23 protein-coding genes and 2 pseudogenes are annotated in these 22,285 nt (G+C 65.5%); 11 read left to right on the top strand and 14 right to left on the bottom strand.

Going from position 1 to position 22,285, the window contains the following annotated elements; genetic code table 11:
* Positions 1–389: 389 nt before the first annotated feature.
* From ABIB45_RS22565 to ABIB45_RS09450, 4 genes and pseudogenes are all read right to left on the bottom strand, one after another.
* Positions 390–516 (bottom strand): annotated as a pseudogene (locus ABIB45_RS22565) (transposase); the annotation flags it as partial.
* On the bottom strand, positions 500–826 hold the full coding sequence (locus ABIB45_RS09460; protein ID WP_354215593.1) for an IS110 family transposase: 327 nt from the start codon (positions 824–826) through the stop codon (positions 500–502). The pseudogene ABIB45_RS22565 and the gene ABIB45_RS09460, both read right to left, overlap by 17 nt.
* A 32-nt stretch (positions 827–858) precedes the next feature.
* Entirely contained in the window at positions 859–1,125 is a 267-nt protein-coding gene (locus ABIB45_RS09455; RefSeq protein WP_354215592.1) for a SulP family inorganic anion transporter, read from the bottom strand.
* A gap of 396 nt (positions 1,126–1,521) precedes the next feature.
* Entirely contained in the window at positions 1,522–1,902 is a 381-nt protein-coding gene (locus tag ABIB45_RS09450; RefSeq protein ID WP_354215591.1) for an ArsR/SmtB family transcription factor, read from the bottom strand.
* A 97-nt stretch (positions 1,903–1,999) separates the two neighbouring features.
* On the opposite strand from ABIB45_RS09450, the gene ABIB45_RS09445 reads away from it, so the two are divergent.
* The 5 genes and pseudogenes from ABIB45_RS09445 (at position 2,000) to ABIB45_RS09425 (ending at position 6,170) form a co-directional block, all read left to right on the top strand.
* Complete coding sequence (locus ABIB45_RS09445) at positions 2,000–2,458, top strand: FAS1-like dehydratase domain-containing protein (RefSeq protein WP_354215590.1); 459 nt, start codon at positions 2,000–2,002, stop codon at positions 2,456–2,458.
* 2 nt (positions 2,459–2,460) lie between these two features.
* Positions 2,461–2,898, top strand: a complete 438-nt coding sequence (locus ABIB45_RS09440; RefSeq protein ID WP_354215589.1) for a MaoC family dehydratase — start codon at positions 2,461–2,463, stop codon at positions 2,896–2,898.
* Positions 2,899–2,950: 52 nt separating this feature from the next.
* On the top strand, positions 2,951–4,006 hold the full coding sequence (locus ABIB45_RS09435; protein ID WP_502914524.1) for a UDP-N-acetylmuramate dehydrogenase: 1,056 nt from the start codon (positions 2,951–2,953) through the stop codon (positions 4,004–4,006).
* Positions 4,007–4,226: 220 nt separating this feature from the next.
* Positions 4,227–5,323, top strand: a pseudogene (locus ABIB45_RS09430) (winged helix DNA-binding domain-containing protein).
* 154 nt (positions 5,324–5,477) lie between these two features.
* Positions 5,478–6,170, top strand: coding sequence for a type IV toxin-antitoxin system AbiEi family antitoxin domain-containing protein (locus ABIB45_RS09425; RefSeq protein ID WP_354215587.1), 693 nt, complete (start codon positions 5,478–5,480; stop codon positions 6,168–6,170).
* A 65-nt stretch (positions 6,171–6,235) separates the two neighbouring features.
* Here ABIB45_RS09425 and asd read toward each other — a convergent pair whose 3' ends face one another.
* The 9 genes from asd to ABIB45_RS09380 all read right to left on the bottom strand — a co-directional run bounded on the left by asd (position 6,236) and on the right by ABIB45_RS09380 (position 15,739).
* Positions 6,236–7,378, bottom strand: coding sequence for an aspartate-semialdehyde dehydrogenase (gene asd / locus ABIB45_RS09420; RefSeq protein ID WP_354215586.1), 1,143 nt, complete (start codon positions 7,376–7,378; stop codon positions 6,236–6,238).
* Between the two features lie 251 nt (positions 7,379–7,629).
* Positions 7,630–8,175 carry a hypothetical protein gene (locus ABIB45_RS09415; protein WP_354215585.1) on the bottom strand — a complete coding sequence of 182 codons (546 nt, stop codon included), beginning with the start codon at positions 8,173–8,175 and terminating at the stop codon, positions 7,630–7,632.
* Positions 8,176–8,659: 484 nt separating this feature from the next.
* A complete protein-coding gene (locus ABIB45_RS09410) occupies positions 8,660–8,878 on the bottom strand; it encodes an NF038396 family protein (RefSeq protein WP_354215584.1) in 219 nt (72 codons plus the stop codon).
* Between the two features lies 1 nt (position 8,879).
* The gene (locus ABIB45_RS09405; RefSeq protein WP_354215583.1) at positions 8,880–9,464 is read right to left on the bottom strand and encodes a dihydrofolate reductase; all 585 of its coding nucleotides are present in this window, start codon (positions 9,462–9,464) and stop codon (positions 8,880–8,882) included.
* Positions 9,461–10,264, bottom strand: a complete 804-nt coding sequence (locus ABIB45_RS09400; protein ID WP_354215582.1) for a thymidylate synthase — start codon at positions 10,262–10,264, stop codon at positions 9,461–9,463. The genes ABIB45_RS09405 and ABIB45_RS09400 overlap by 4 nt, the downstream gene beginning before the upstream one ends.
* Positions 10,265–10,462: 198 nt before the next feature.
* Entirely contained in the window at positions 10,463–11,431 is a 969-nt protein-coding gene (locus ABIB45_RS09395; RefSeq protein ID WP_354215581.1) for an NUDIX hydrolase, read from the bottom strand.
* Positions 11,432–11,439: 8 nt separating this feature from the next.
* A complete protein-coding gene (locus ABIB45_RS09390) occupies positions 11,440–13,689 on the bottom strand; it encodes an RNA degradosome polyphosphate kinase (protein WP_354215580.1) in 2,250 nt (749 codons plus the stop codon).
* Between the two features lie 134 nt (positions 13,690–13,823).
* Positions 13,824–14,810 carry a mycothiol synthase gene (mshD, locus tag ABIB45_RS09385; RefSeq protein ID WP_354215579.1) on the bottom strand — a complete coding sequence of 329 codons (987 nt, stop codon included), beginning with the start codon at positions 14,808–14,810 and terminating at the stop codon, positions 13,824–13,826.
* A 230-nt stretch (positions 14,811–15,040) separates the two neighbouring features.
* On the bottom strand, positions 15,041–15,739 hold the full coding sequence (locus ABIB45_RS09380) for a winged helix-turn-helix transcriptional regulator (protein ID WP_354215578.1): 699 nt from the start codon (positions 15,737–15,739) through the stop codon (positions 15,041–15,043).
* Positions 15,740–16,098: 359 nt separating this feature from the next.
* Between ABIB45_RS09380 and ABIB45_RS09375 the strand changes: the two genes are divergently transcribed.
* From ABIB45_RS09375 to ABIB45_RS09350, 6 genes are all read left to right on the top strand, one after another.
* Positions 16,099–16,854: a permease gene (locus ABIB45_RS09375; RefSeq protein ID WP_502914523.1), complete on the top strand. Its 756-nt coding sequence runs from the start codon at positions 16,099–16,101 to the stop codon at positions 16,852–16,854.
* A gap of 168 nt (positions 16,855–17,022) precedes the next feature.
* Positions 17,023–17,637: a nitrobindin family protein gene (locus ABIB45_RS09370; protein ID WP_354215577.1), complete on the top strand. Its 615-nt coding sequence runs from the start codon at positions 17,023–17,025 to the stop codon at positions 17,635–17,637.
* Between the two features lie 92 nt (positions 17,638–17,729).
* Positions 17,730–18,452, top strand: coding sequence for a flavodoxin family protein (locus ABIB45_RS09365; RefSeq protein ID WP_354215576.1), 723 nt, complete (start codon positions 17,730–17,732; stop codon positions 18,450–18,452).
* Positions 18,453–18,517: 65 nt separating this feature from the next.
* Positions 18,518–19,603: a CAF17-like 4Fe-4S cluster assembly/insertion protein YgfZ gene (gene ygfZ, locus ABIB45_RS09360; protein ID WP_354215575.1), complete on the top strand. Its 1,086-nt coding sequence runs from the start codon at positions 18,518–18,520 to the stop codon at positions 19,601–19,603.
* Positions 19,600–20,025, top strand: coding sequence for an ankyrin repeat domain-containing protein (locus tag ABIB45_RS09355; protein ID WP_354215574.1), 426 nt, complete (start codon positions 19,600–19,602; stop codon positions 20,023–20,025). The genes ygfZ and ABIB45_RS09355 overlap by 4 nt, the downstream gene beginning before the upstream one ends.
* 3 nt (positions 20,026–20,028) lie before the next feature.
* The gene (locus ABIB45_RS09350; protein ID WP_354215573.1) at positions 20,029–21,537 is read left to right on the top strand and encodes a DHA2 family efflux MFS transporter permease subunit; all 1,509 of its coding nucleotides are present in this window, start codon (positions 20,029–20,031) and stop codon (positions 21,535–21,537) included.
* Between the two features lie 21 nt (positions 21,538–21,558).
* Here the strand turns inward: ABIB45_RS09350 and ABIB45_RS09345 are convergent, their stop codons facing one another.
* Positions 21,559–22,275 carry a GNAT family N-acetyltransferase gene (locus ABIB45_RS09345; protein WP_354215572.1) on the bottom strand — a complete coding sequence of 239 codons (717 nt, stop codon included), beginning with the start codon at positions 22,273–22,275 and terminating at the stop codon, positions 21,559–21,561.
* Positions 22,276–22,285 lie beyond the last annotated feature (10 nt).

Below are 22,285 nucleotides of genomic sequence, written 5' to 3'. Positions count from 1 at the left end.
GATATTCGCGGGTTGGTTACCGCATGATGATGTGTTCGGCTGGAGCAATATCGGTGTCCAGGATCGAGCGTCGACGGGGGTTGGGTCCGTCTGCTCATGGCGCGGTCTCGAGTTAGCTCCGTGTGCTGGCCATCGCACTTGCACCGCGTCCCGGGGGCGCGTTCGGGGTCCGGCCGGGTTCATGCGTTCTCCGTGCTGGAGCGGGGCGGCCAGGGACCAGCATCAGCCGGCGAGCTCGCGGGCGATCGCGGTGTTGGCTTTGATTGACATTTTGTGCCGGTCATCGAGGTGTTCCCACTTGTGGTGGAGCCGGTGGTTTCCTTCCAGGGCGCGGATGCGGGTGGCCGGGGCGAGGAGATCGAGCTGGCGCAGCAGCCGTTCCCCGGGCTTGGCGTAGGGGCGCCGGTGCTGCCATGCGGCTTCAATGAGGAGTTTGCGGGCGTAGGTGTTCCCGGCCTTGGTGATCGGGCCCTGGCGCCGGGATTGGCCGGGGGATTCCTCACCGGGGGACCAGCCCGAGGTAGGAGCCGATGGACGGCCCGGTGAACCCCCGCAGCGCTTCCTTCTCCGGGTCCGGGATCCGCACCTCGGTGACCGAGCCGACCGCGAGCATCTTAGCCAGCACCCGGGCGTCCCGCTGATCGGTCTTGATCCGGTCCCCTGGAGCCCGCAGCAGTTTCGAAGACGCCGCGACCACGCAGTTAATCCCCGCGTCCCGCAGGTAACGGGCCAGCACGAACCCGGTCGGGCCGGATTCGTAGACGACCTTGACCGGCGGGGCGAACCGGCGGACCCACTCCAGCACCACAGCCGGGTCAGAAGCCATGGTGTGGTTGCTGATCTCTCCGGTGGCCGGGTTCAGTGCATGGCCCACGACGTTGACCGGACAACTGGGTCCGCTCGCGTATAGCTGAGGATCGCAGCCACAGTGCCCCGTGAGACCATCCGCGCCGCCGTCACCATGGGGACCCTGCCCAGGGCCGCCAGCGGGTTGCGGGTGACCATTCCCGATGCCAAGTAAACAATGGCCAACAAGACTACGGCACGGACGGCGGCGGCCATCCGTGTTTTGGCACCTGACCGCACATTGACAGCCGTCCGTGCGATGGCGCCGGTGGCCGGCATGCCGCCAAACAGGTCGACAGCGACAGAAGCCAGGCCCTGGGCCCGTGAGCTCGCGGTCGGGGCTGTAAACCCCGCCGGGCCTGCCGTCGGGGCCGGTCATGCCCGCGGCCACCCGCGCTGAGAGCAGGGACTCGATGGACGCCAGGACGGCAATGGCCACCGCCGGCATTGCCAGGCTCCCCAGCGAAGCCAGATCGAATGCGGGCAGGACCAATAGCATCACGACGGCGACCCCCGCCACGAGCGCCAGTCCCGCCATCAGGGAGAGCAGGGCCACGATGCCCACGGTAATGCCCGCCAGCAGATCTGAGCGTTAGTATCGCCGGAAGCCAGCGTGGTCGGCCCGGGAAGGCAGGAAGCGGCTGATTCCCCGGGTGCCCGGGCGGAGGCTGCTGCTCACGGGGCGGTTCCCTCGGACAACTGTGTTGCCGGGCGCTGCTGGGCCAGCCTGAGCTGTTCATTCGAGTCAGCGAGGCTGTCCAGCAGGAATGTGCGTGCGATGGCGAGCAGCTTCGATATCCCCGGGTGCGCCAGGCGGTAAGTCACGGCGTTGGCGGAGCGCACGGATGTCACCACTTTGTGCTTTCGGAGCGTGGCCAGGTGCTGGGACAGATGGGAAGCTTCTAGCCCGGTTTCGGCCAGCAGGTAACTGACTGCAGCCGTGTTCTCCGGAGCTGCAGCCAACAGCTCCAGGATCCTGATCCGGGCCGGATGAGCCAGCGCCTTGAACAGGTTGGCCCTGATTTCGTAAAGCGGAGCCTGGGCTGGAGACAACATGGTGAACGTTCCTGTGCAGTCACTTGATGAAATGATAAATTCATCATATCAAGGTGCCGCAAGGCCTCCCGGGCCGGGCACCGATAGGCTGGACGCCATGACTATCAATCCGGACCTGCAGGGCCGCAGCTACCCTGCCGCAGAGGTGTACGACGTCGGACGCGAGAAAATCCGCGAGTTCGCCCGTGCCGTCAAGGCAACCCACCCAGCCCACTTCGACGTCGAGGCCGCCAAGGCCCTGGGCCACAGCGACCTGGTGGCGCCGCCCACGTTCGCCATCATCGTTGCCCAGCGTGCCGACGCGCAGCTGATCGAGGACCCGGATGCCGGCATCGACTTCACCCGCGTGGTCCACGCGGACCAGCGTTTCATCCACCACCGCCCCATCTTTGCCGGCGACCGACTCGTGGCCGAGCTGCATGTGGACGGCGTGCGTGCCATGGGCGGCGGCGCCATGATCACCACCAGGGCCGAGATCTTTGCCCTCAGCGAGGACTCCCGCGAGGCAGTCTCCACCACCACGTCATCCATCCTGGTCCGCGGAGAGGGACAGTAACCATGAACCCCAGCTTCCATGAACTCAGCGCAGGCCAGGACATCGGCAGCCGCACCATCGAGGTCAGCCGCACCGACCTGGTGAAGTACGCCGGCGCGTCCGGCGACTTCAACCCCATCCACTGGAACGAAGCCTTCGCCACCGGCGTGGAACTGCCCGGCGTGATCGCCCACGGCATGTTCACCATGGGTGCCGCCGTGCAGCTGGTGACCGACTGGGCAGGCGACCCAGCCGCCGTCGTCGACTTCCAGACCCGCTTCACCAAGCCGGTCCTGGTCACCGACACCACCGGAACCACGGAGCCCGGGGCCACCATCGAGGTGAGCGGCGGCATCGGGAAGCTCGACGCCGAGGCGGGCACCGCCCGCGTGGACCTCACCGTGGTTGCCGCCGGCCAGAAGGTGCTGATGAAAGCCCAGGCCGTCGTCCGGCTCTCCTGAGCATTCACCGGGGCTGTCCACTTTTCCCTATAGTGGATAGGTGACTTCCCCTATGCTCGCCCAGCTGACCACGGCCGCCGTCGGAGGTCCCGCAGGTAAATACGTTGACGCCCGGACCGAGCCCGAGATCATTGACGCCGTCCGCACGGCAGATGCTGCGGGGGAGCCTGTCCTCATCATCGGGGGCGGCTCCAACCTCCTGATTTCCGACGACGGGTTCCCCGGCACCGTGGTGAGGATAGCCTCCGAGGGGTTCACCGTTAGCGCGGAGGACTCCTGCGGCGGCGTGGCAGTTGTGGTCCAGGCCGGCCACAACTGGGACGCGCTGGTGGAGCACGCCGTGCTGCACGCCTGGTCCGGTCTTGAGGCCCTCTCCGGCATCCCCGGGGCCACGGGCGCGACGCCCGTGCAGAATGTCGGCGCCTATGGCTCTGACGTCTCCCAGACCATCGCGGCGGTCCGCACCTGGGACCGGACCCGGAACGCGGTGCAGACCTTCACCAACCCCGAGCTGAAGTTCGGGTACCGCGATTCCATCCTGAAGCAGACCACCGTGGACGGCTCACCCCGGTATGTCGTGCTGACTGTTGAATTCCAGCTGCCACTGGGCCGGATGAGTGCGCCTATCCGCTACGCCGAGCTGGCCCGGTCCTTGGGGGTGGAACCCGGTAAACGTGCCTACGCCAACGACGTCCGGCGTGAAGTCCTCCGCCTGCGCGCGACCAAAGGCATGGTGCTGGACCCCGCGGACCGGGACACCTATTCCACGGGCTCCTTCTTCACGAACCCGGTTGTTCCGGTCGAGGTGGCCGCACGGTTACCCGATTCCGCACCGCAGTATCCTTCCGGTGCCGAAGGCATGGTCAAGCTCTCCGCTGCCTGGCTGATCGACCAGGCCGGGTTCGGCAAGGGCTACGGCCTGGAGCCGGACAGCGCCTCGGGCGGACGGGCGTCGCTGTCCACCAAGCACACGCTGGCCATCACCAACCGCGGCTCGGCCAGCGCCAAGGACATCCTGGCCATCGCGCACGAGGTGCGCGCCGGCGTCGTCGAACGCTTTGGCATTGAACTGCAGCCTGAACCGCTGCTCGTCGGGCTGACGCTTTAGTTTCAGCCGGCCTGCGACGGGCAGCGTGCCCGTCAACGGAGTCCGTTTCCCGGAGGTTCGCGGCGATCTCCAGGAAGGCTGCGGCCCAGCCGGTCAGCGCCAAGTACGGGCTCATAAACAACCAGACCAGCCGGCCGCTGCGTGGCCGCTGCTCGAACAACTGCCACAACTCCCCAAAGTCATGGTTCTACACTATGCGGGCCGGTTCTAGGATGAGGGCATGGCAGCGAACCGGGTAAGCCGCAGGGTCATGGGGAGGCTCCGACTGGCCTCGCAGGGGCTGTTGGGGTCAGGGTTCGGTTCTGTGCCAGCAGCGGTCCGCTGGATGACGGCGACGCAGGCGCAGGACCTGCAGGCAGCGCTGTGGGCTGTCGGCCTTCGTGTTCCGGGATCAGGGCTGGCGGATGTCCGGGCCGCACTGGAAGATGCAGCGTGGTCCGGTCCTGGCCGATGCGCGGCACGCTGCACCTGGTGGCTCCGGAGGACCTGCGGTGGATGCTGGGCCTTACGGCTGAACGTCTTCGTCGCGTGGTTGCCGGCCGGCACCGCGAACTGGACATCACCTGGGCGGACATCGAAAAGTGCCGCGACGTGGCCCTGGAACGCGTGGCGGGTGGCGGCTCCATTAGCCGCGGCGAACTCTTCGCCGTGTTTAAGGCCGCCGGGCAGCCCACCACCGGCCAGCGGGGAATCCATATCCTGGGGACGCTGTGCCGCCACGCCTGGTTGGTCCAGGGCCCGCTGGCCGGAAACCAGCAGCTACTGGTGGCGTTCGACGAGTGGATCCCCGTTTCGCGGACACTGGAGCGTCAGGAGGGTATCGCCGAGTTCGCCCTGCGATACTTCCGCAGCCACGGCCCGGCCACGCTCCGTGACTTCGCGTGGTGGACCCAACTTCCGCTGACGGAGGTGCGGGCGGCGTTTGAGCAGGTCAGCGGGCAATTGGTGCCGCTGGAGTTCGGTGCGGCGGCCTATTGGATGTCGCCGCAGACCGCGTCGCTGCTCGACGCCGGTGTGCCCGGCCAGCGCTCGGTGCTCCTGCTGCCTGGCTTCGACGAGTTTGTGCTCGGCTACCAGGACCGCAGCCTCGTGCTGGCCCCGGAGCACGCCAACAAGATCGTCCCCGGCGGCAACGGCGTGTTCAAGAAGAGCATCGTTGCCGGGGGAGAGGTGATCGGCACGTGGGGCCTCGCGGGCACCAGCCGGAGCGCCGCCGTCGTGCCTGAACTCTTCGACGAAGCCAGGCCGCTCGGCGTAGGCGCGCAGGCTGCCTTTACGGAAGCCGCCGCACAGTACCTGCGCTTCCTCGGCCACTGACCGGCCCCAACCCGCACGACCGGCCCGGCCTCGCTTAGCCGGTGCTGGGCAACGCCGCTCGTGCCGGGCAGAGCCGCGGATGCCGGACTGCCGGTTGTCCACATGGGACGACTGAGGGCTACCGGGGCCTGAGATGTCCCGGGAGCCTTGGACCATGAAAGCTGACAGGATTCAGGTGCTCGTGGATGCACGGTGGCCAGCCTGCCCGATCGCATCCACACGACAGCTGGCCGCCACCGCGCTGGACGATCGCGTACTGTCGGCGGCTGTCCGCAGCGGGATCGTTGTCCGGCTTCGGCGGGGCGCCTATGTCCGGCGGGCATACTGGAATGGTCTTGAGCCTTGGGACAGGGACAATGTGCTGATCCAGGCGGACTTTGAGTCAACCTGTGGGCTTTCCTGCTCCGGCCATGTCAGTGCGGCAAGGCTGCACGAATGCCGTGTGTGGGGTGTGGGGCCGCTCATCCTTGTCACAACGGGTTACGCGAACTCCTCGAAAAGTGCCGGTACCGACGTCCAAACCCACCGGGTGGACATGCCATCCTCAAAGCGGGCAACTCGACGCCTATCGGCCGCTTCCGCGGACTTTGCAGCTCCCGCGAGCCGGGTGGTGATCGAGTTTGATGGCAGCGGGAAATACACCGACTACAAACCCACTGACGAGGTGTTGCTCGCCGAGCGTCGCCGAGGGAACGCGCTGGTAGAAGCGGGCTGGGTGGTCCTAAGGCTGGAATGGAAGCTCTTGGCAAGCCCTGCGGAAATGCGGCGACGGCTGCTGGCCACAATGGACCAGGCCCGGGTTCTGCCTCCCGGCGCTGACACGCAAAAGCGGCCCTGGCCCGCCTGAGCGGTGCTGGGCAGCACCGTCCGTGCGGGCCAGGGCCGCTCGTAATGGAGTTGTGAGGCAGGAGCCTATAGGTTCCCGGTGGCGATGTTGAGCATGCGGCGCAGCGGCTCGGCGGCGCCCCAGAGCAGCTGGTCGCCCACGGTGAACGCGCTGATGTACTCCGGACCCATTTCCATCTTGCGGATCCGGCCGACCGGGATATCCAGCGTGCCGGACGCTGCTACCGGGGTCAGCCCGCCCATGGAGGCTTCCTTGGTGTTGGGGATGACCTTCGCCCACTCGTTGTCATCGGCCAGGAGCTTCTCGATCTCGGTCACGGACAGGTCCTCGCGGAGCTTCAGTGTCAGCGCCTGGGAGTGGGAGCGCATGGCGCCGATCCGGATGCACAGGCCGTCCATGATGATGCGGTTTTCGTCCGAGGTGCCCAGGATCTTGTTGGTCTCCACCCCGGCCTTCCACTCTTCCTTGGACTGGCCGTTGCCCAGGTCCGCGTCGATCCAGGGGATCAGGGAACCGGCCAGCGGCACGCCAAACTGGGTGGCGTCGATGTCGGTGCGCTGGTGGGCGAGGACCTTGCGGTCGATTTCGAGGATGGCCGACGCCGGGTCGTCCAGTTCCGAGCTGACCTCGGCGTTGAGCGTGCCGAATTGGCTGAGCAGCTCGCGCATGTGCCGCGCGCCGCCGCCGGAGGCAGCCTGGTACGTCATGGACGTGCCCCACTCGACGAGGCCGTTTTTGAACAGCCCGCCCAGGCCCATCAGCATGCAGGACACGGTGCAGTTGCCGCCGATGTAGTCCTTGGTGCCGTTGACCAGGCCCTTGTCGATGACGTCGCGGTTGATCGGGTCCAGCACGATGATCGAGTCGTCGTTCATGCGCAGGGTGGAGGCCGCGTCGATCCAGAGGCCGTCCCAGCCGCGGCCGCGCAGCTCGGTGTGCACACGCTTGGTGTAGTCCCCGCCCTGGGCGGTCACAATAATGGGCAGCTTCGCCAGGGTGGCGACGTCGAACGCGTCTTCGAGCTGGCCGGCCGCGCCGGCGGCAGCACCGGCAAGAGTCGGGGCGGCATCTCCTGCGTTGGACGTGGAGAAGAACACCGGGTTGAGGTTGGCGAAGTCGCCCTCGTCTTGCATGCGCTGCATCAGGACGGAGCCGACCATGCCGCGCCATCCGACCAGGCCGACGGAGGGGGTAGCTGCTGTAGTCATTCGTACAGTTTAGACGTCGTAACCGGCAGGGCGCAGCCGGTTACGTCACTAGTCTCGGTGGTTCCCTTCACCCGGGAACGGACGCGTGCTGTCCGGGAAATTCCCGCGGGGGATTAGGATCGCTGAAGGGTTTGCCTCGAACCAATTACGGGCCATGTCATCGGTCAGCGCGAACCGGGGTCTGGGCAGCCCGCGGAGGCGCCGCGACTTTGACGCCCGCCGCTCCCGCCCCACGTTACTGACCCCCGGGATCAGCTCGACGGCGGCCCAGGCGCCGCCGACAACCATGCAGGCGACACCAACGGGGGACGGGAAGAAGGAGCCGACGCCGGGGGCAGTTTCAGCCCTGACCGCATAGCGTCGCCGGTCTCACCACTGATGGCCGCGTTGACGGTGTCCAGACCATCAAGGCCCACGCTTAGTCCGCCAAGGACGTGCCCTGCTGAGTTCGGGCCGAACTTTGCCCACGGGCCGAGATCGACGGCCCCAGCGCCGCGGGCAAGTTGGGTGAAATCGCCGAATTTGGCGCTGAGAAGATCATAGGTCCCGGAAAATGCGCGGCGGAGAGTGTCAGACCGGGCCGCGGCCTCCCACAAGTCCTTGTCTACGGCCCGGCGCAATGCCGCAAGCTGGTCCCCGGACCGCCACAAGTCCGAGACGTCGTCGCCGTGCCGGGCGACGAAGTGGGAGATATCCCGGAGCCCGAGGGGGACGCCTTTCAGGCCGAGGATACCGCTGTACGCGTCCCAGCCGCTGGGGAACGGTGAATTCGCACCGGAGATCCATTCGGGGCCCAACGGGCTCGAAACAGACGTGAGGGCACCTGCCGGGACACCCGCCGAGACGCTCCGACCGGAACTGCCCGCCCCTCCGCCCTTGCTGGCCTTCTCCTGCTCGTTGGCGTTCTCCAGCAGCTTTTTGGACTCCTGCCTGAGCTCTAAGGCAGCACGTTGGAGCAGCGCCCTGTGGTTGGCGTTCCAGTCGGCACGGAAGGAAGCAGCGTCCTGGCCCGTCCATGGAGGGGTGCTGTTGATCTGGTTGCTTAGCTACGCCAACTGCTGAAGCAGTGCGTCGGATGCCCGGCCGAACTGCTGCGCCAGCGTCCGAAGGGCCGCGACGTCGGCGTCCCACATGTTTCCTGACACGACGTACCTTCCCCCAAAAGTCCAGCAGCGGGATTCTATGCTGCCTGCACAACGCTAATAGCGGCGCTGCCGGGCTGCGATGGGGTGTACTCCCCATTGGTCCCTGCTGCCAGCCGGCCGGCCCCAGATGAACGTGTCAGCGCCGGTTACTTTCCTCGAGCACGGCAGCCTTGCGGGCGCGCAGCGCGAAGAAGGCGCCAAACGCGAAAGCCTGCGTCACGATCACCAGCACGATGGCTCCGGCGATCTTGTTGCCGCCCAGGATCATGGTCAGCCCAACAATCGCAGAAAGCAGCGCGAGCAGCGGCAAGAGCATATAGCCCAGCACAAACAATGTTTCCGGTTTCTTCAACATCTCAGCCCTGCGTCCTAACCCATTTGGTAAACCTGTACCGCGTTCCGTTGGCTGCCGTCAGCCACCCGTCCGGGGGGACTGACGCGGCCGCCTCCCACGTCTCATCGAGCTCGGGAGCAAACGTGTCGCCGTCGGCCTCAACATCGATAGTGGTGACCACGGCGACGTTGGCAATTTCGGTGGACTGGCGGAAGACTTCGCCCCCGCCCAGGATCCACACCGTCTCGCCGCCGTCAACGAACTGCGACTCAAGGAGCGCATCGTCCAGTGAGGGAACCACGACGGCGTCCTCCGCCTCAGGTGATTCGCCCCAGGTCTTCTGCCGGGTGATCACGATATTCGTCCGGCCGGGCAGCGGACGGTACTTTTCCGGGAAGGACAGCCAAGTTTTGCGACCCATAATGACCGGGTGGCCCGTGGTGAGTCGGGTGAAGTGCTTCATGTCTTCGGGCAGGTTCCACGGCATGTCGCCGTCCTTGCCGATCACACCGCCGGAGGTCTGCGCCCACACCAGGCCGACGCCGGTAACGGAGCCAGCGAGTTCGTCCGTGAAGGACTGGGGATCTGCTGTGTTTTCGGTGCTCATACGGCGATCGGAGCCTTGATGGTGGGGTGGTGCTGGTAGCCCACCACTTCGAAGTCTTCCAGCGTGTAGTCGAAGATCGAGGCCGGCTTCCGGGTGATCTTCAGCTGGGGGTATTCGTATGCTTCGCGGTCCAACTGTTTGAGGACCTGGTCCATGTGGTTCTCGTAGATGTGCACATCGCCGCCGGTCCAGACAAACTCACCCAATTCCAGCCCAACCTGCTGCGCAATCATGCATGTCAGCAGGGCATAGGAGGCAATGTTGAAGGGCACGCCCAGGAACATGTCGGCGGACCGCTGGTACAGCTGGCAGGACAGTTTGCCGTCCGCCACATAGAACTGGAAGAACGCGTGGCACGGGGGCAGCGCCATGTCCTTGAGCTCGGAAACGTTCCAAGCGGACACGATATGCCGGCGCGAATCCGGGTTGGATTTGAGATTCTCCACCAATTCGGCGATCTGGTCTATGTGCCCGCCGTCAGGGGTGGGCCAGCTGCGCCACTGGACGCCGTAGACGGGCCCGAGCTCGCCCTCGGCATCGGCCCACTCATTCCAGATGGTCACGCCCTGGTCCTGCATCCACTTCGCGTTCGATTCGCCACGCAGGAACCACAGGAGTTCAACGGCAACGGACTTGAAATGAACCCGCTTCGTGGTGATCAGCGGGAAGCTTTTGGCCAGGTCGAAGCGGATCTGGCGGCCGAAAACGCTGGTGGTGCCGGTGCCCGTGCGGTCCGATTTGTGCGTGCCATGTGCCAGGACGTCACGCAGGAGGTCTTCATAAGGCGTTGGGATGCTCACCGCTAAAGTCTACCGGGACCGCACAACCACGTCCGCTCCCGGCGCTCGTTCGAGCGAGTTTCACTCCTCAGTTCAGCCTCGTCGCAGCTTCCCGCGGACCAGGTCGAGCAACAGCTGATCGTTAGCCGTGCGTCGCGGCCCGCATTGACCAAAAGGTCGATGGCGGCAGTCACCGCTTCCGGCACGCGCCCGGCCACCTCAGTCGTCAAAAGGCTTGAACTGTTCCACCGCCACGATGCGTTGCTTGTGGTTGACGGCCACGTGGCATACCACCAGTTCTCCGGGCGACAGGTAGGGGTCTGAATTCGGCAGAAGCGCTCGCAGCCGGCCCGGCATCTGTTTGCCCAACTGGGCCAGCAGGGTGGGCAAAGCGGGCCGGTGTGTGCAGATGGCCACGGGCTGCTGCTTGTCCAGAAGCGAGTCGATGACTGCCGCCGTCTTTTTTGGGGTGCGGGCATGGCGGTGTTCCGTCAGTGCGTCCACCAGTTTGACCTTCGCGCCGGAAGCCCTCAGATAGGGCGCCACCGTGGACACGCAGCGCCGCCAGGGGCTGGTGACCACGCGCGGCGGTTGCCAGACCTGCAACAGCCGGCCGACGGCCTGCGCCTGCCGGATTCCGGTGGCCGCCAGAGGCCGCTCACCTTCGGCTTTGGACCAGGATGAGCGTGGCTTGGCCTTGGCGTGCCGCACCACTATCAGCGGCCAGGTGTCCAAATGGTCGTTTTTGTAGGCGGCCTGCAGATGCTGCAAGGGGACGACGTCGGACGGATTGGTCAGCAGCCCGGCGGCGGTTTCGGGGTCGCACCACACCACACGGTCCACCTCCTTGCCGTCAGGAACGAGCCGCGCGCCGTTGACTTTCACCGCCCAATAGTGGACCACCTTGAGGCCCGAGGCCACGTGGTAGTGGATGGGAGGCAGAGGGATGCCCAAGGGCGCGGAAAGCCCGATCTCCTCGCGCACCTCACGTGCGGCGCATTCTGGAAGGGTCTCGCCGGCGTCGATCTTGCCCTTGGGCCAGGACCAATCGTCGTACCTGGGCCGGTGGATCAGGAGGACCTCAAGGCCCTCGGAGTTGCTTCGCCACGGGATGGCGCCGGCCGCGACTACCGCGACGGCTTCCCCGGGATGGTCAGTCTGGTCTGCTACGAGGATGTCGCTCGACAACGCGGGCCCTACCGCCGGCTCAAGCTGCGCTGGCGGTCGCGCGATGCCAGCAGCCAGGACTGGATGTCGTCGAGGGGCGTACCGTCCTCGGAAATGTGGTGGCGGTTCCACATGCCGTCGTTGTCCAGGTGCCAGCTGGCCGTCTCCGGGTCCATGTAGCGGCGCAGCAAATCTAGGACGTAGGTGATGTCTTCCTGATTCGACAGCTGGACCAGCGCCTCCACCCTGCGGTCCAGATTGCGGTGCATCATGTCGGCCGAGCCGATGTAGACCACCGGCCCCCCGCCGTTGGCAAAGGCGAACACGCGGGAGTGTTCCAGGAAGCGGCCCAGTACCGAACGCACAGTGATGTTTTCGCTGAGGCCGGGGACACCGGGACGCAGGGAGCAGATGCCGCGCACAATGACGTCCACCATCACGCCGGCCTGGGAGGCGCGGTAGAGGGAGTCGATGATGGCCTCATCCACCATGGAGTTCACCTTGATCTGCACGCGTGCGGCCCGACCGGCACGCGCGTTGCGGATTTCGGTCTCGATCCGGTCAATAAGCCCGGAGCGGACGGAGCGGGGAGCCACCAGCAGGCGCTTGAACGTGGATTTGGGCGCGTAGCCGGAGAGTTGGTTGAACAGCTTGGAAAGGTCCTCGCCCACCTGCTCGTTGGCTGTGAGAAGGCCAAGGTCCTCGTAATAGCGGGCCGTGCGGGGGTGGTAGTTGCCGGTGCCGATGTGGCAGTAGCGGCGCAGCCCGTCCACTTCCTGGCGGACCACCAGCGACAGCTTGCAATGGGTCTTCAGACCCACGATGCCGTAGACCACGTGGACGCCGGCCTGTTCGAGCTTGCGGGCCCAGGAAATGTTGGCCTGCTCATCGAACCGGGCCTTGATCTCCACCAGAGCCAGCACCTGCTTGCCCGCCTCGGCCGCATCGATCAGGGCGTCAACAATGGGGGAGTCGCCCGAGGTCCGGTACAGGGTCTGCTTGATTGCCTGGACCTTGGGGTCCGCCGCCGCCTGTTCCAGGAACGCCTGCACGGAGGTGGAGAAGGAGTCGTACGGGTGGTGGAGCAGGATGTCGCGGCGTCGCATGGCCGAGAAAACGTTGGCAGCCTTGGACGTCTCGGACTCGTTGAGGAACCGTGACGTGTGGGGCATGTGCTTCGGGTAGTGCAGGTCCGCGCGGTCAATGCCGGCAATGACGGACAGCCCGCGGAGGTCGAGCGGAGCCGGAAGCGAGTAGACCTCCGACTCTTCCACGCCCAGTTCGCGGATCAGCAGCGCGCGAATGTTCGGGTTGATGTCGTTGGTGACCTCGAGTCGGACGGGCGGGCCAAAACGGCGGCGCAGGAGTTCCTTCTCCAGCGCCTGCAGGAGGTTCTCGGCGTCGTCCTCTTCCACCTCCAGGTCCTCGTTGCGGGTGACACGGAAGATGTGGTGCTCCAGGACTTCCATCCCGGCGAAGAGCTTGTCCAGGTGGACGGCGATGACCTCTTCCAAGGCGATAAAGCGTGCCACGCGTCCGGCCACGGCACCGGCGCGCGGACCGTCGATGGAAATCAGGCGGGGAAGCTGGTCCGGAACCTTGAGGCGGGCGAAGAGTTCCTTGTCGCTGACGGGGTTGCGCACCACGACGGCGAGATTCAGTGAGAGTCCCGAGATATACGGGAACGGGTGCGCCGGGTCCACAGCCAGCGGCGTCAGGATGGGGAAGACCTTTTCGGCGAACATCGTGCTGAGGTGCTGCTTGGCGGTGTCGTCCAGTTCGTCCCAATGCATCAGGTGGATGTGCTCGTAGGCCAGTGCGGGCCGGATCTGCTCCGCGTAGACCTGGGCGTGGCGCTGCTGGAGGCGGTGGGCTTCGTCGCCGATTTCTTCGAGCACCTCTACCGGGCTGGACCCGGCGGGGGAGGGCACAGCGAGGCCGGTGGCGATGCGCCGTTTCAGGCCGGCAACACGGACCATGAAGAACTCGTCCAGGTTGGACGCAAAAATGGACAGGAAGGCGACGCGTTCCAGCAGGTGGAGGTTAGGATCCTCGGCCAACTCCAGCACCCGGGAGTTGAAAGCGAGCCAGCTGAGCTCGCGGTCCAGGAACCGGTCGGGACGGATGTCACCTTCGGGCACCGGGTTGGGGGCAAACTCAGGGATGTCGATCCGGTCCTGCGTGGCGCGCGAGGCAGGCACCTCGGATGAACCGAAGCGGGCCCGCGCCGGCACTGAAGCGGCCTCGGACGTGACTGTTCCCGCGGGTTCCGGTTTCATGGTGTCTCCTCTTGCCTGGCGCTTGCTGCTGGCCCAGGGCCGGCGCGGTTCTCTACCAACCTTACAATCAAAGCCGGTCCAGAGGCCTTGGAATTAGGACCAACAGTCGCCAAATGTAAGGCGAGTGGGCTAACTCACCGGAGGGCTCCTAGGCCCGTAATCACGGGCCCGTACATCACATCCATATCCCAGCGGGTGAACCCCAGTCCGCGGTAGAGGGATACTGCCGGGGCGTTGTCCGCATCCGTGTAGAGCATGACGGCCTGGAGCCCCAGGCCCTGCAGATACCTGATTCCGGCAACGGTGAGAGCCTTGCCCAGACCCATGCCCTGCGCGGCCGGCGTCACGCCCACCGCGTAGACCTCACCGATCGCAGGGTGAGACCCATGCCGCGGGTGGACCTTGGTCCAATGGAAACCCAACAGCTGACCCGCTGTGTCCTCGGCCAGCAAGAAACCGGCGGGATCAAACCAGTCCTCAGCCATCCGGGCGTCCAGGTCCGCCCGGGTCAGGGAACCCTGCTCAGGATGGTGCGCGAAGGCGGCGCGGTTCGCTGCAAGCCAGCCGTCTTCATCCTTGCCTGGTGCAAAGGCGCGGAGCGCGACTCCGTCCCGAAGGTCGACGTCGGGCAGTTCAGCCGTGGCGGTCGTCAGCCTCATCTTCCAAAGCTCGCGCACCGGGCCGTAGCCGTAGCGGGCGGCGAGGTCCGCGGCCGCCTCATGGTTGCCGTGGGACCAGGCCTTCAGGCCGTCCAAACCCCGCCCTGACTGCAGTGCACCCACAAGGCGGTCTGCCACGCCCTGGTTGCGGTAGCTGGGGTGGACGGCGATTTCCAGTACGCCGTCGCCGTCGCCCTCCTCCACCACTAAGGCGACTCCGGCGAGGTCCTGGCCGGAGGAGGGGTCTGAATCTTCGTCCGGGGCGTAGAGGGCAAGGGTCAGGAGCGAGTGTTCGGCTGCATCGCCGGCGCGGAGCGTCACTACTGTCTGCTCGGACAGGGACGGGTTTCCGTCGGATTCCTCGGCGGCTGCCAGGAGCCCCAGGCAATCCTTCAGCAGTTGGTCATCCACCCCACCGTGGACAACGAGGACGGGCCATTTTTCCGGGTGCGCAGGACTCATGAGGCTAGGCTATACGCCCGGGCCGGAACGTGCCCCCGGATTTGATGTGTACCCGGCGGTTACGTATAGTCAGTAACTCACCGGCAAGAGACCGCCGGGCGAGGGGGATCCACCAGTGGGGTGGCCTCGATACGTTCGACCCGTATGTCCTCCACCAACAACGTTTCCACAAAGCAGCAGCCCCGGACCACAGGCCCGGGGCTGCTGCTTTGGAATTTCGACGCCGGCTGTCAGGCTTCCGTCAGCTCGTCTTCCTGCTGCCGCACCAGGGTGAGGCGGTAGCCGACGTTGCGGACGGTGCTGATCAGGTTCTCGTGGTCGGCACCGAGTTTGGCGCGTAGGCGGCGGACGTGGACATCCACAGTGCGCGTGCCGCCGTAGTAGTCATAGCCCCACACCTCGGTGAGCAGCTGCTGGCGGGTGAAAACGCGGCCGGGGTGCTGCGCCAGGTACTTGAGGAGTTCAAATTCCTTGAACGTCAGGTTCAGGGGTGCGCCGTTGACGCGGGCGGTGTAGCTGGCCTCATCGATAACCACGCCTGCGGCCCGGATCTCCGTGGGGGCGTCTTCCTTTTCGGGAACGGCCCGCGCCACCGATAACCTGATGCGCGCTTCCACTTCGGCGGGGCCGGCCGAATCGAGGACGATGTCGTCCACGGCCCAGGCCGAGGAAACTGCCGCCATGCCGCCTTCAGTGAGGATGAGCATCAGCGGGGCGCTTAAGCCGGTCGCCTTCAGCAGTTGGGTCAGGGAGCGGGCGCCCACCAGGTCCTTGCGGGCGTCCAGGAGCACGATGTCGCATGGATCGGTCTCCAGTAGGGCGGTGGGCTCAGCGGCGAGGATGTGCACACGATGGTTCAGTAATTCGAGGGCAGGCAGGATGTCCACCGATGAACCAGTGCTGTTCGTCAATAGCAGGATGTGCGACATTGTTCCTCCAAGGGGCGTCCGCGCATCTTCGGGCGACTGAACCGGGTTTTCACCGGCCGGTACCAGCTCACTGCTCAGGCCTTGGCCGGCTAAAGATCTATCCGGCCGGCAACCGTTGCAGGAAGCGTAGCTGAACTTTGAGTATACCGAACGGCCCTCCATCCAACAGGGATTCCGCCTGCGGAGACGTTCGATTTACGACATATCCAGGTGACATAGGGCAGGATTGAGCCATGGGGCAGAATGCCCTGACGCGGAGGGCAGAGCCGCCGGGTCCACAGCCAGATTGGGAATGCAGCGAAGTGAGTGCAGAGCAGAACCGGCGAACCGAAACCGGCAGGCCCCGTGCGGGCGCGGATATGCGGACCCCGCCGCGAGCACTGGGCTCGTGGGTCATTGGACTTATTGGCATTGCAGGGCTCGTGGCAATCATCGCCGGCGTGTATGTCTCGCGTGAGGCACTCGTCGGCGTCGCAATCGCCAATGCCGTGGGGGTGGGCATTGGCTGGCCCCATTTCCTCGGCATCCCTGCGAAGAAGACCCTTGCCGCCGTCATAGCGCTGCCCGGCGTCGGGTCCGCGCTCGGTGCCGGGCTTCTCCCGGCTCCCGGCCTCCTGGACTGGACACCGGCCTTTATGGCGCTGGGAATGATGGCCGTCTTTGTGGTGCAGCTCATCCGCGGCACCGGCCAGGCCAAGCGGCTCGAATCCACCTTGGGCTGCTGCGCCGGCGTGCTCCTCTCCTGCCTGGGCGCAGGCTGGATTGCCGGCGCCCGCTTTAATGGTGTCCGAGAAATGATGCTGGTGGCGGCCATCAGCGCCGCCGTGGCACTGCTCGCCGGCCTGATCCGGTGGCCGGACCGGGTTGTGGCTCCGCTGGGTATCGCCTTGGCAGGCCTGGCCGGGCCACTCGCCGGCCTGGTCCTGTCAGACCTTGCCGTGCCGCCCGCAGCCATCTGCGGCGTGGTGGTCGGGGCTGTCCTGGTCAGCTTCCGGCGGCTCGTCACACTCCGCGGTGGTCCGCTGAATTTCGCTGCGGCCCTTAGCATGGGTCTGGCACCTGTGTCCGCTGTGGGCTCCCTTGCCTACTTCATCGACAAACTACTCATCTACTAAAGGTTAGGATGGCATCATGTCCGTACTTGCATTTGAAATCTTCTTCCTTGTCCTGCTCGGCATCGCCAGCCTGTCCATGGCCTGGTTCGCCGGCTTTGTGGTTTACCGCCTCTTCAAAGGCCAGAAGTAAACCTGTTCCGGAGCTAGCCTTTTCCTGAGGTAATTGTTGTGCCGATTGAGATTCCCACAGACCTGACACCGGAACTTGTTCCGCTTTCCTGGCTCATTGGTGAGTGGGAAGGGAACGGCCGTCTTGGCAGCGGTGACGAGGATTCGGAACACTTCGTCCAGCACGTTTCCTTCACGCACAACGGGCTGCCCTACCTGCAGTACCGTGCGGAGACCTGGTTAACGGCCGACGACGGCACTCGCCTGCGGCCGCTGACCGTTGAGGCCGGTTTCTGGGCCCTGGAGCGCAAACAGCTTGACGCCGACGGCGGTCCGGGCCTGGTTCCGGCGGATATCGTACCGGCACTTAAGAGCGCCGAGGAAGTCGAAGCCCTGCGCAACAAGGACGGCGGTTTCGATATCTCGGTTTCCATCGCCCACCCGGGCGGGATCTCTGAGCTGTACTACGGTCAGATCAAGGGCCCTCAGATCCAGCTCACCACGGATATGGTCATGCGGGGCAGTCATTCGAAGGATTATAGCGCCGCCACCCGGATCTTCGGCCTGGTGGACGGGAACCTGCTGTGGCGCTGGGACGTTGCCACAGGTGGCACGGGGCAGCCCGGTTCAGGGCTGGAAGCGCACGCTTCGGCCTTCCTGAAAAAAGTCTCCTGATCCGGCACAGCGTCGCAGGCCGTCAGTAGACTTAGTTTCCACACTTTCACCGTCCGTACAGGGGAACCCGTACGAGTGAACCAGGGAGCATCATGGCAGCACAACAGAACTCCACGGACTACAGCGATCTGAAGGCTTTGTTCTTCAATGGGACGCTGAAACGCTCACCCGAGACCAGCAACACAGAGGGCCTGATACAGGTCAGCCGCCTCATCATGGAAAAACAGGGCGTCAGCACGCGTGTGATCAGGACGGTCGATCACGACATCGCCAGCGGTGTGTATCCGGACATGACCGAGCACGGCTGGCCAACCGATGAGTGGCCGGACCTGTACCCCGCAGTTGAAGAGGCCGACATTGTGGTGGTGGGCGGCCCCATCTGGTTGGGCGACAACTCCTCCCAGACCAAGAAGCTGATTGAACGGCTCTATGCCCATTCGGGGGAACTGAACAGCAAGGGCCAATGGGTGTTCTACCCGAAAGTGGGCGGCTGCCTGATCACCGGCAACGAAGACGGCATCAAACACTGTTCCATGAACGTGCTGTATAGCTTGCAGCACATCGGTTTCACCATCCCGCCGCAGTCCGACGCCGGATGGATCGGACCCGTAGGCCCCGGGCCTAGCTACCTGGACGAAGGCTCCGGCGGCCCCGAGTCCGACTTCACCAACCGCAACACCACCTTTATGACCTGGAACCTGTTGCATTTCGCCAGGATGCTCAAGGATGCCGGCGGGATTCCTGCCTATGGCAACCTTCCGGAAGAATGGAAAGCCGGTACCCGCTTCGATTTTGAAAATCCGGAATACCGCTAGCCGCCGACGGTGGTTGAGCCTCCCGAAACCGGAATACCCACCAACCCAAGGACGTTGCCCCCAGTATGACTACCCCCAGCCCACTCCTGTCGCGCCCTGGCGCCGTCGAGGCCGCCGGTGCGGACGCCGGCGTCGCATCCCACTACGGTGAGCCCCTGCGCGAGCAGCGCGCGCTCGCGGCCGGTACCGCCGTCGTCGACCTTTCCCACCGCGGCGTGGTAACCGTCAGCGGTCCGGACCGGCTGACCTGGCTGAACACGCTGTCCTCACAGCAGGTGACCGGCCTGCAGCCGGGGGATTCCAGCGAACTGCTCCTGCTGAGCATCCAGGGCCGGATCGAATTTGACGCCCGGGTAGTGGACGACGGCGGGACCACCTGGCTGATCGTGGAGGCCGCCGAGGCGGGGCCCTTGGCTGAGTGGCTGAACAAAATGAAGTTCATGCTCCGCGTTGAAATCAACGACGTCTCCGGCGACTGGGCAGTGCTCGGCTCCACCAAAGACGTGGCGGAGTGGTCCGGCCTGCTGGCCTGGCGTGATCCCTGGCCCCATGTTGGCGCAGGCGGTTACTCGTATTCCGTCGTGGCGGAGGCTGAGCACCCCGGGCTGGACCGGCCGTGGATCGAGTATCTGGTACCGGCCGCCGAGCTGGCGCAGACCGTCGGGGACCGGCCGCTCGCCGGCATGCTGGCCGCCGAAGCCCTCCGCGTCGCTGCCTGGCGCCCGCGGCTCGGCGCGGAAACTGACGACAAAACCATTCCGCACGAACTGGACCTCCTCCGCACCGCCGTGCACCTGGCCAAGGGCTGCTACAAGGGCCAGGAAACCATCGCACGGGTGCACAACCTGGGCCATCCGCCGCGGCGCCTGGTGTTCCTGCAGCTCGACGGATCGCAGCACACCATGCCTGCACCGGGCAGCCTGGTCATGCTCGGCGGGCGAAAGGTCGGGACGGTAACCTCCGTGGCCCAGCACTACGAGATGGGTCCTGTTGCCCTGGCTGTCATCAAGCGCTCCGTGGCGCCGGATGAAGTACTGACGGTGCTGGACGGTGAGGAGCCCTACATCGCAGCCCAGGAAGTGATTGTTGCTCCCGACGCCGGCCAGGTCGTGGGGCGCCAGACTGGATTCTTGAAGGGGACCCGCTCATGACCGACCACGCCGCACCCGGCCCCGCCGCAGCAGGCTCCCAGACACCCGACGATGAAGCCGTGGCCCTGGCACACAAGCTATTCCAGGCCGCCCGTGAGGGAGACACCGGGCTCCTGAGCGTGTACCTCGAAGCCGGAGCACCGGCAACTATGACCAACTCGGCCGGTGACTCCCTGCTGATGCTGGCGGCCTACCATGGCCACGCGGAGACTGTGCAGTTGATCCTGCGACATGGAGCCGGGGCCGACACAGCCAACGACCGCGGCCAGACGCCGCTGGCCGGTGCCGCCTTCAAGGGGTACACCGATGTTGCCCGGCTGCTCCTGGACGCCGGTGCGGATCCCGACGCCGGCACGCCCTCCGCCCGGGACGCCGCAAAGATGTTCGCCCGGACTGAAATCCTCGAACTGATAGGAAACTGACCCGTGGAAAATGTAGCCCGGCCGTGGCCAGCCCTGTGGTCACTGGTCATCGGATTTTTTATGATCCTGATCGACACCACGATTGTCTCCGTGGCAAACCCCCGCATCATGGAGGGACTCAACGCTGACATCAACGCCGTCATCTGGGTGACCAGTGCGTACCTGCTGGCCTACGCCGTGCCGCTGCTGGTCACGGGCCGGCTGGGTGACCGCTTTGGGCCCAAAAACCTTTATCTGATTGGCCTGGTGGTTTTCACCCTCGCGTCCCTGTGGTGCGGGCTGGCCGGCGATATCCAGACGTTGATCACGGCCCGGATCCTGCAGGGACTGGGCGCAGCCATCATGACCCCGCAGACCATGGCGGTGATCACCAGAATTTTCCCGCCTGACCGCAGGGGCGCAGCCATGGGACTGTGGGGTGCGACGGCCGGAGTCGCCACCCTGGTGGGACCAATTCTGGGTGGAGTCCTGGTGGACAGCCTGGGCTGGGAATGGATCTTCTTTATCAATGTGCCGGTGGGAATTGTGGGCTTCATCCTCGCCTGGCGCCTTGTGCCGTCCCTCGCCACGCACCCCCATAAGTTCGACCTTCCGGGTGTGCTGCTCAGCGCCGTCGGGCTCTTCCTCCTGGTGTTCGGCATCCAGGAAGGTGAGACGTACAACTGGGGGACCATCGCCGGCCCCATCAGCGTCTGGGGCCTGATCATCGCAGGACTCGTGGTGCTCGCCGGCTTCATCGTTTGGCAGCGGCTAAACAAGGGCGAGCCGCTGCTGCCGCTGGACCTGTTCCGGGACCGCAACTTTTCCCTGGCAAACATCGGGATCACCACCGTTGGCTTCGCCATCACGGCCTTCGCGCTGCCGCTCATCTTCTACTACCAGCTGGTCCGCGGCCTGACGCCCACCCAATCGGCGCTGATGATGGTTCCCATGGCGGTGATCTCCGGGGGACTGGCGCCCGTGGTGGGCAAAATCATCGACCGCGTCAACCCCAAATACATCACCGCCGGTGGTCTGGTACTGATGGCAGTAGCCCTGGCCTGGAATTCGGCCCTGATGCACCCTGATACCCCCATCCTGATGTTCCTGCTGCCCAGCGCCGTTCTGGGCTTCGCCAACGCAGGGATCTGGGCGCCTTTAAGCTCGACGGCGACGCGCAACCTGCCACCGCGGCAGGCCGGCGCCGGGTCGGGGGTCTACAACACGACCCGCCAGATCGGAGCCGTCCTGGGAAGCGCGGCCATCGCGGTGCTGATCCAGGCGCGCCTCGCCGCAGAGCTGCCGGCGGGGGGCAGCGGCGGGGGGGCCAAGGAATTCTCGGGTCGGCTGCCGGATGCCCTCCACGAGGGCTTCTCGACGGCGATGGGCCAGTCCATTCTGCTGCCAGCCGCCGTCATCCTGGTTGGTGCGGCCGTGGCACTGTTCTTCGCCAAGCCGAAAGAGGTGCCGGGATGGGGCGGCCAGCCCGCTTCTTCGGATACCTCTGCAGAAGGCGCGAGCCGGGCAAGCTGAGCCCGGCAGGGCAGGGCACCGTCAGCCCAGCTGCGCGCTGGTTTGGATGCCGCCGGTGGTCAGGCCCAGCTGCCGCGCCAGGGCAACCGCCCCGGTATTGCTGACCTCTGCCCGCCACTGGACGGTCAGCCCGGCAGCAAGTGCTTCATGGGCGGCGATCGACGCCGCCAGCGAGCCCAGCCCGCGCCGGCGCCACTCAGGATCCACCAAGACTCCGAGATGGCCCAGCAGACCTTCCCATTCCGTGTAGGCACCGCACGCCACCGGGACCCGCCGGCCGTCGACGTCGTGAACGATGGTGTAGCGGTATTCGAGCTCGGACAGCCCCACTTCGTTGACGTCGTCGGGTGGGCAAAGACCTTCCAGCTCGATCGCCTCAGGGTTGCCGTGGGAGACGGTGAGCTCCTCGGACGGCTGGCGGAGCGGCAGATCGTCGGCAAAGAACAGGGCGGCAGCACCCAGGCCGTGGCCGCCGTGCGACCGGGTCAGGGTCAGGAGGGTCACGTGCTGGGCCAGCTCGTCGTCGGGGATTCCCACGGCGGCGTCAATCACCCACTGCGGACCCACCAAGGCTGAGCTGCCGAAAAGCCTGACGAATTCCACTGTCTTAGCCGCTTCGTCGGCCCTGACCACCCGCTCGCCGGAGGTCAGGGCTGCAGCGAAAGCGCCGTCGTCGAGCCCCAAATGCCGGGCCCAAGCGAGCTGGATAATGGCAGCGGAACCTGGCTCAAGAGTCATATCCCCAGCC

The organism is Arthrobacter sp. UYCo732 (assembly GCF_040547265.1).
Taxonomy (GTDB): domain Bacteria; phylum Actinomycetota; class Actinomycetes; order Actinomycetales; family Micrococcaceae; genus Arthrobacter.
This window is presented reverse-complemented; position numbering and strand designations above follow the sequence as displayed.

Excerpts from the sequence above, each read along its gene's own strand:
- ABIB45_RS09460 (WP_354215593.1), bottom strand. The coding sequence starts at position 826 with ATGGCTTCTGACCCGGCTGTGGTGCTGGAGTGGGTCCGCCGGTTCGCC.
- ABIB45_RS09455 (WP_354215592.1), bottom strand. The coding sequence starts at position 1,125 with ATGCCGGCCACCGGCGCCATCGCACGGACGGCTGTCAATGTGCGGTCA.
- ABIB45_RS09450 (WP_354215591.1), bottom strand. The coding sequence starts at position 1,902 with ATGTTGTCTCCAGCCCAGGCTCCGCTTTACGAAATCAGGGCCAACCTG.
- ABIB45_RS09445 (WP_354215590.1), top strand. The coding sequence starts at position 2,000 with ATGACTATCAATCCGGACCTGCAGGGCCGCAGCTACCCTGCCGCAGAG.
- ABIB45_RS09440 (WP_354215589.1), top strand. The coding sequence starts at position 2,461 with ATGAACCCCAGCTTCCATGAACTCAGCGCAGGCCAGGACATCGGCAGC.
- ABIB45_RS09435 (WP_502914524.1), top strand. The coding sequence starts at position 2,951 with ATGCTCGCCCAGCTGACCACGGCCGCCGTCGGAGGTCCCGCAGGTAAA.
- ABIB45_RS09425 (WP_354215587.1), top strand. The coding sequence starts at position 5,478 with ATGAAAGCTGACAGGATTCAGGTGCTCGTGGATGCACGGTGGCCAGCC.
- asd (WP_354215586.1), bottom strand. The coding sequence starts at position 7,378 with ATGACTACAGCAGCTACCCCCTCCGTCGGCCTGGTCGGATGGCGCGGC.
- ABIB45_RS09410 (WP_354215584.1), bottom strand. The coding sequence starts at position 8,878 with ATGTTGAAGAAACCGGAAACATTGTTTGTGCTGGGCTATATGCTCTTG.
- ABIB45_RS09405 (WP_354215583.1), bottom strand. The coding sequence starts at position 9,464 with ATGAGCACCGAAAACACAGCAGATCCCCAGTCCTTCACGGACGAACTC.
- ABIB45_RS09390 (WP_354215580.1), bottom strand. The coding sequence starts at position 13,689 with ATGAAACCGGAACCCGCGGGAACAGTCACGTCCGAGGCCGCTTCAGTG.
- mshD (WP_354215579.1), bottom strand. The coding sequence starts at position 14,810 with ATGAGTCCTGCGCACCCGGAAAAATGGCCCGTCCTCGTTGTCCACGGT.
- ABIB45_RS09380 (WP_354215578.1), bottom strand. The coding sequence starts at position 15,739 with ATGTCGCACATCCTGCTATTGACGAACAGCACTGGTTCATCGGTGGAC.
- ABIB45_RS09375 (WP_502914523.1), top strand. The coding sequence starts at position 16,099 with ATGCGGACCCCGCCGCGAGCACTGGGCTCGTGGGTCATTGGACTTATT.
- ABIB45_RS09365 (WP_354215576.1), top strand. The coding sequence starts at position 17,730 with ATGGCAGCACAACAGAACTCCACGGACTACAGCGATCTGAAGGCTTTG.
- ygfZ (WP_354215575.1), top strand. The coding sequence starts at position 18,518 with ATGACTACCCCCAGCCCACTCCTGTCGCGCCCTGGCGCCGTCGAGGCC.
- ABIB45_RS09355 (WP_354215574.1), top strand. The coding sequence starts at position 19,600 with ATGACCGACCACGCCGCACCCGGCCCCGCCGCAGCAGGCTCCCAGACA.
- ABIB45_RS09345 (WP_354215572.1), bottom strand. The coding sequence starts at position 22,275 with ATGACTCTTGAGCCAGGTTCCGCTGCCATTATCCAGCTCGCTTGGGCC.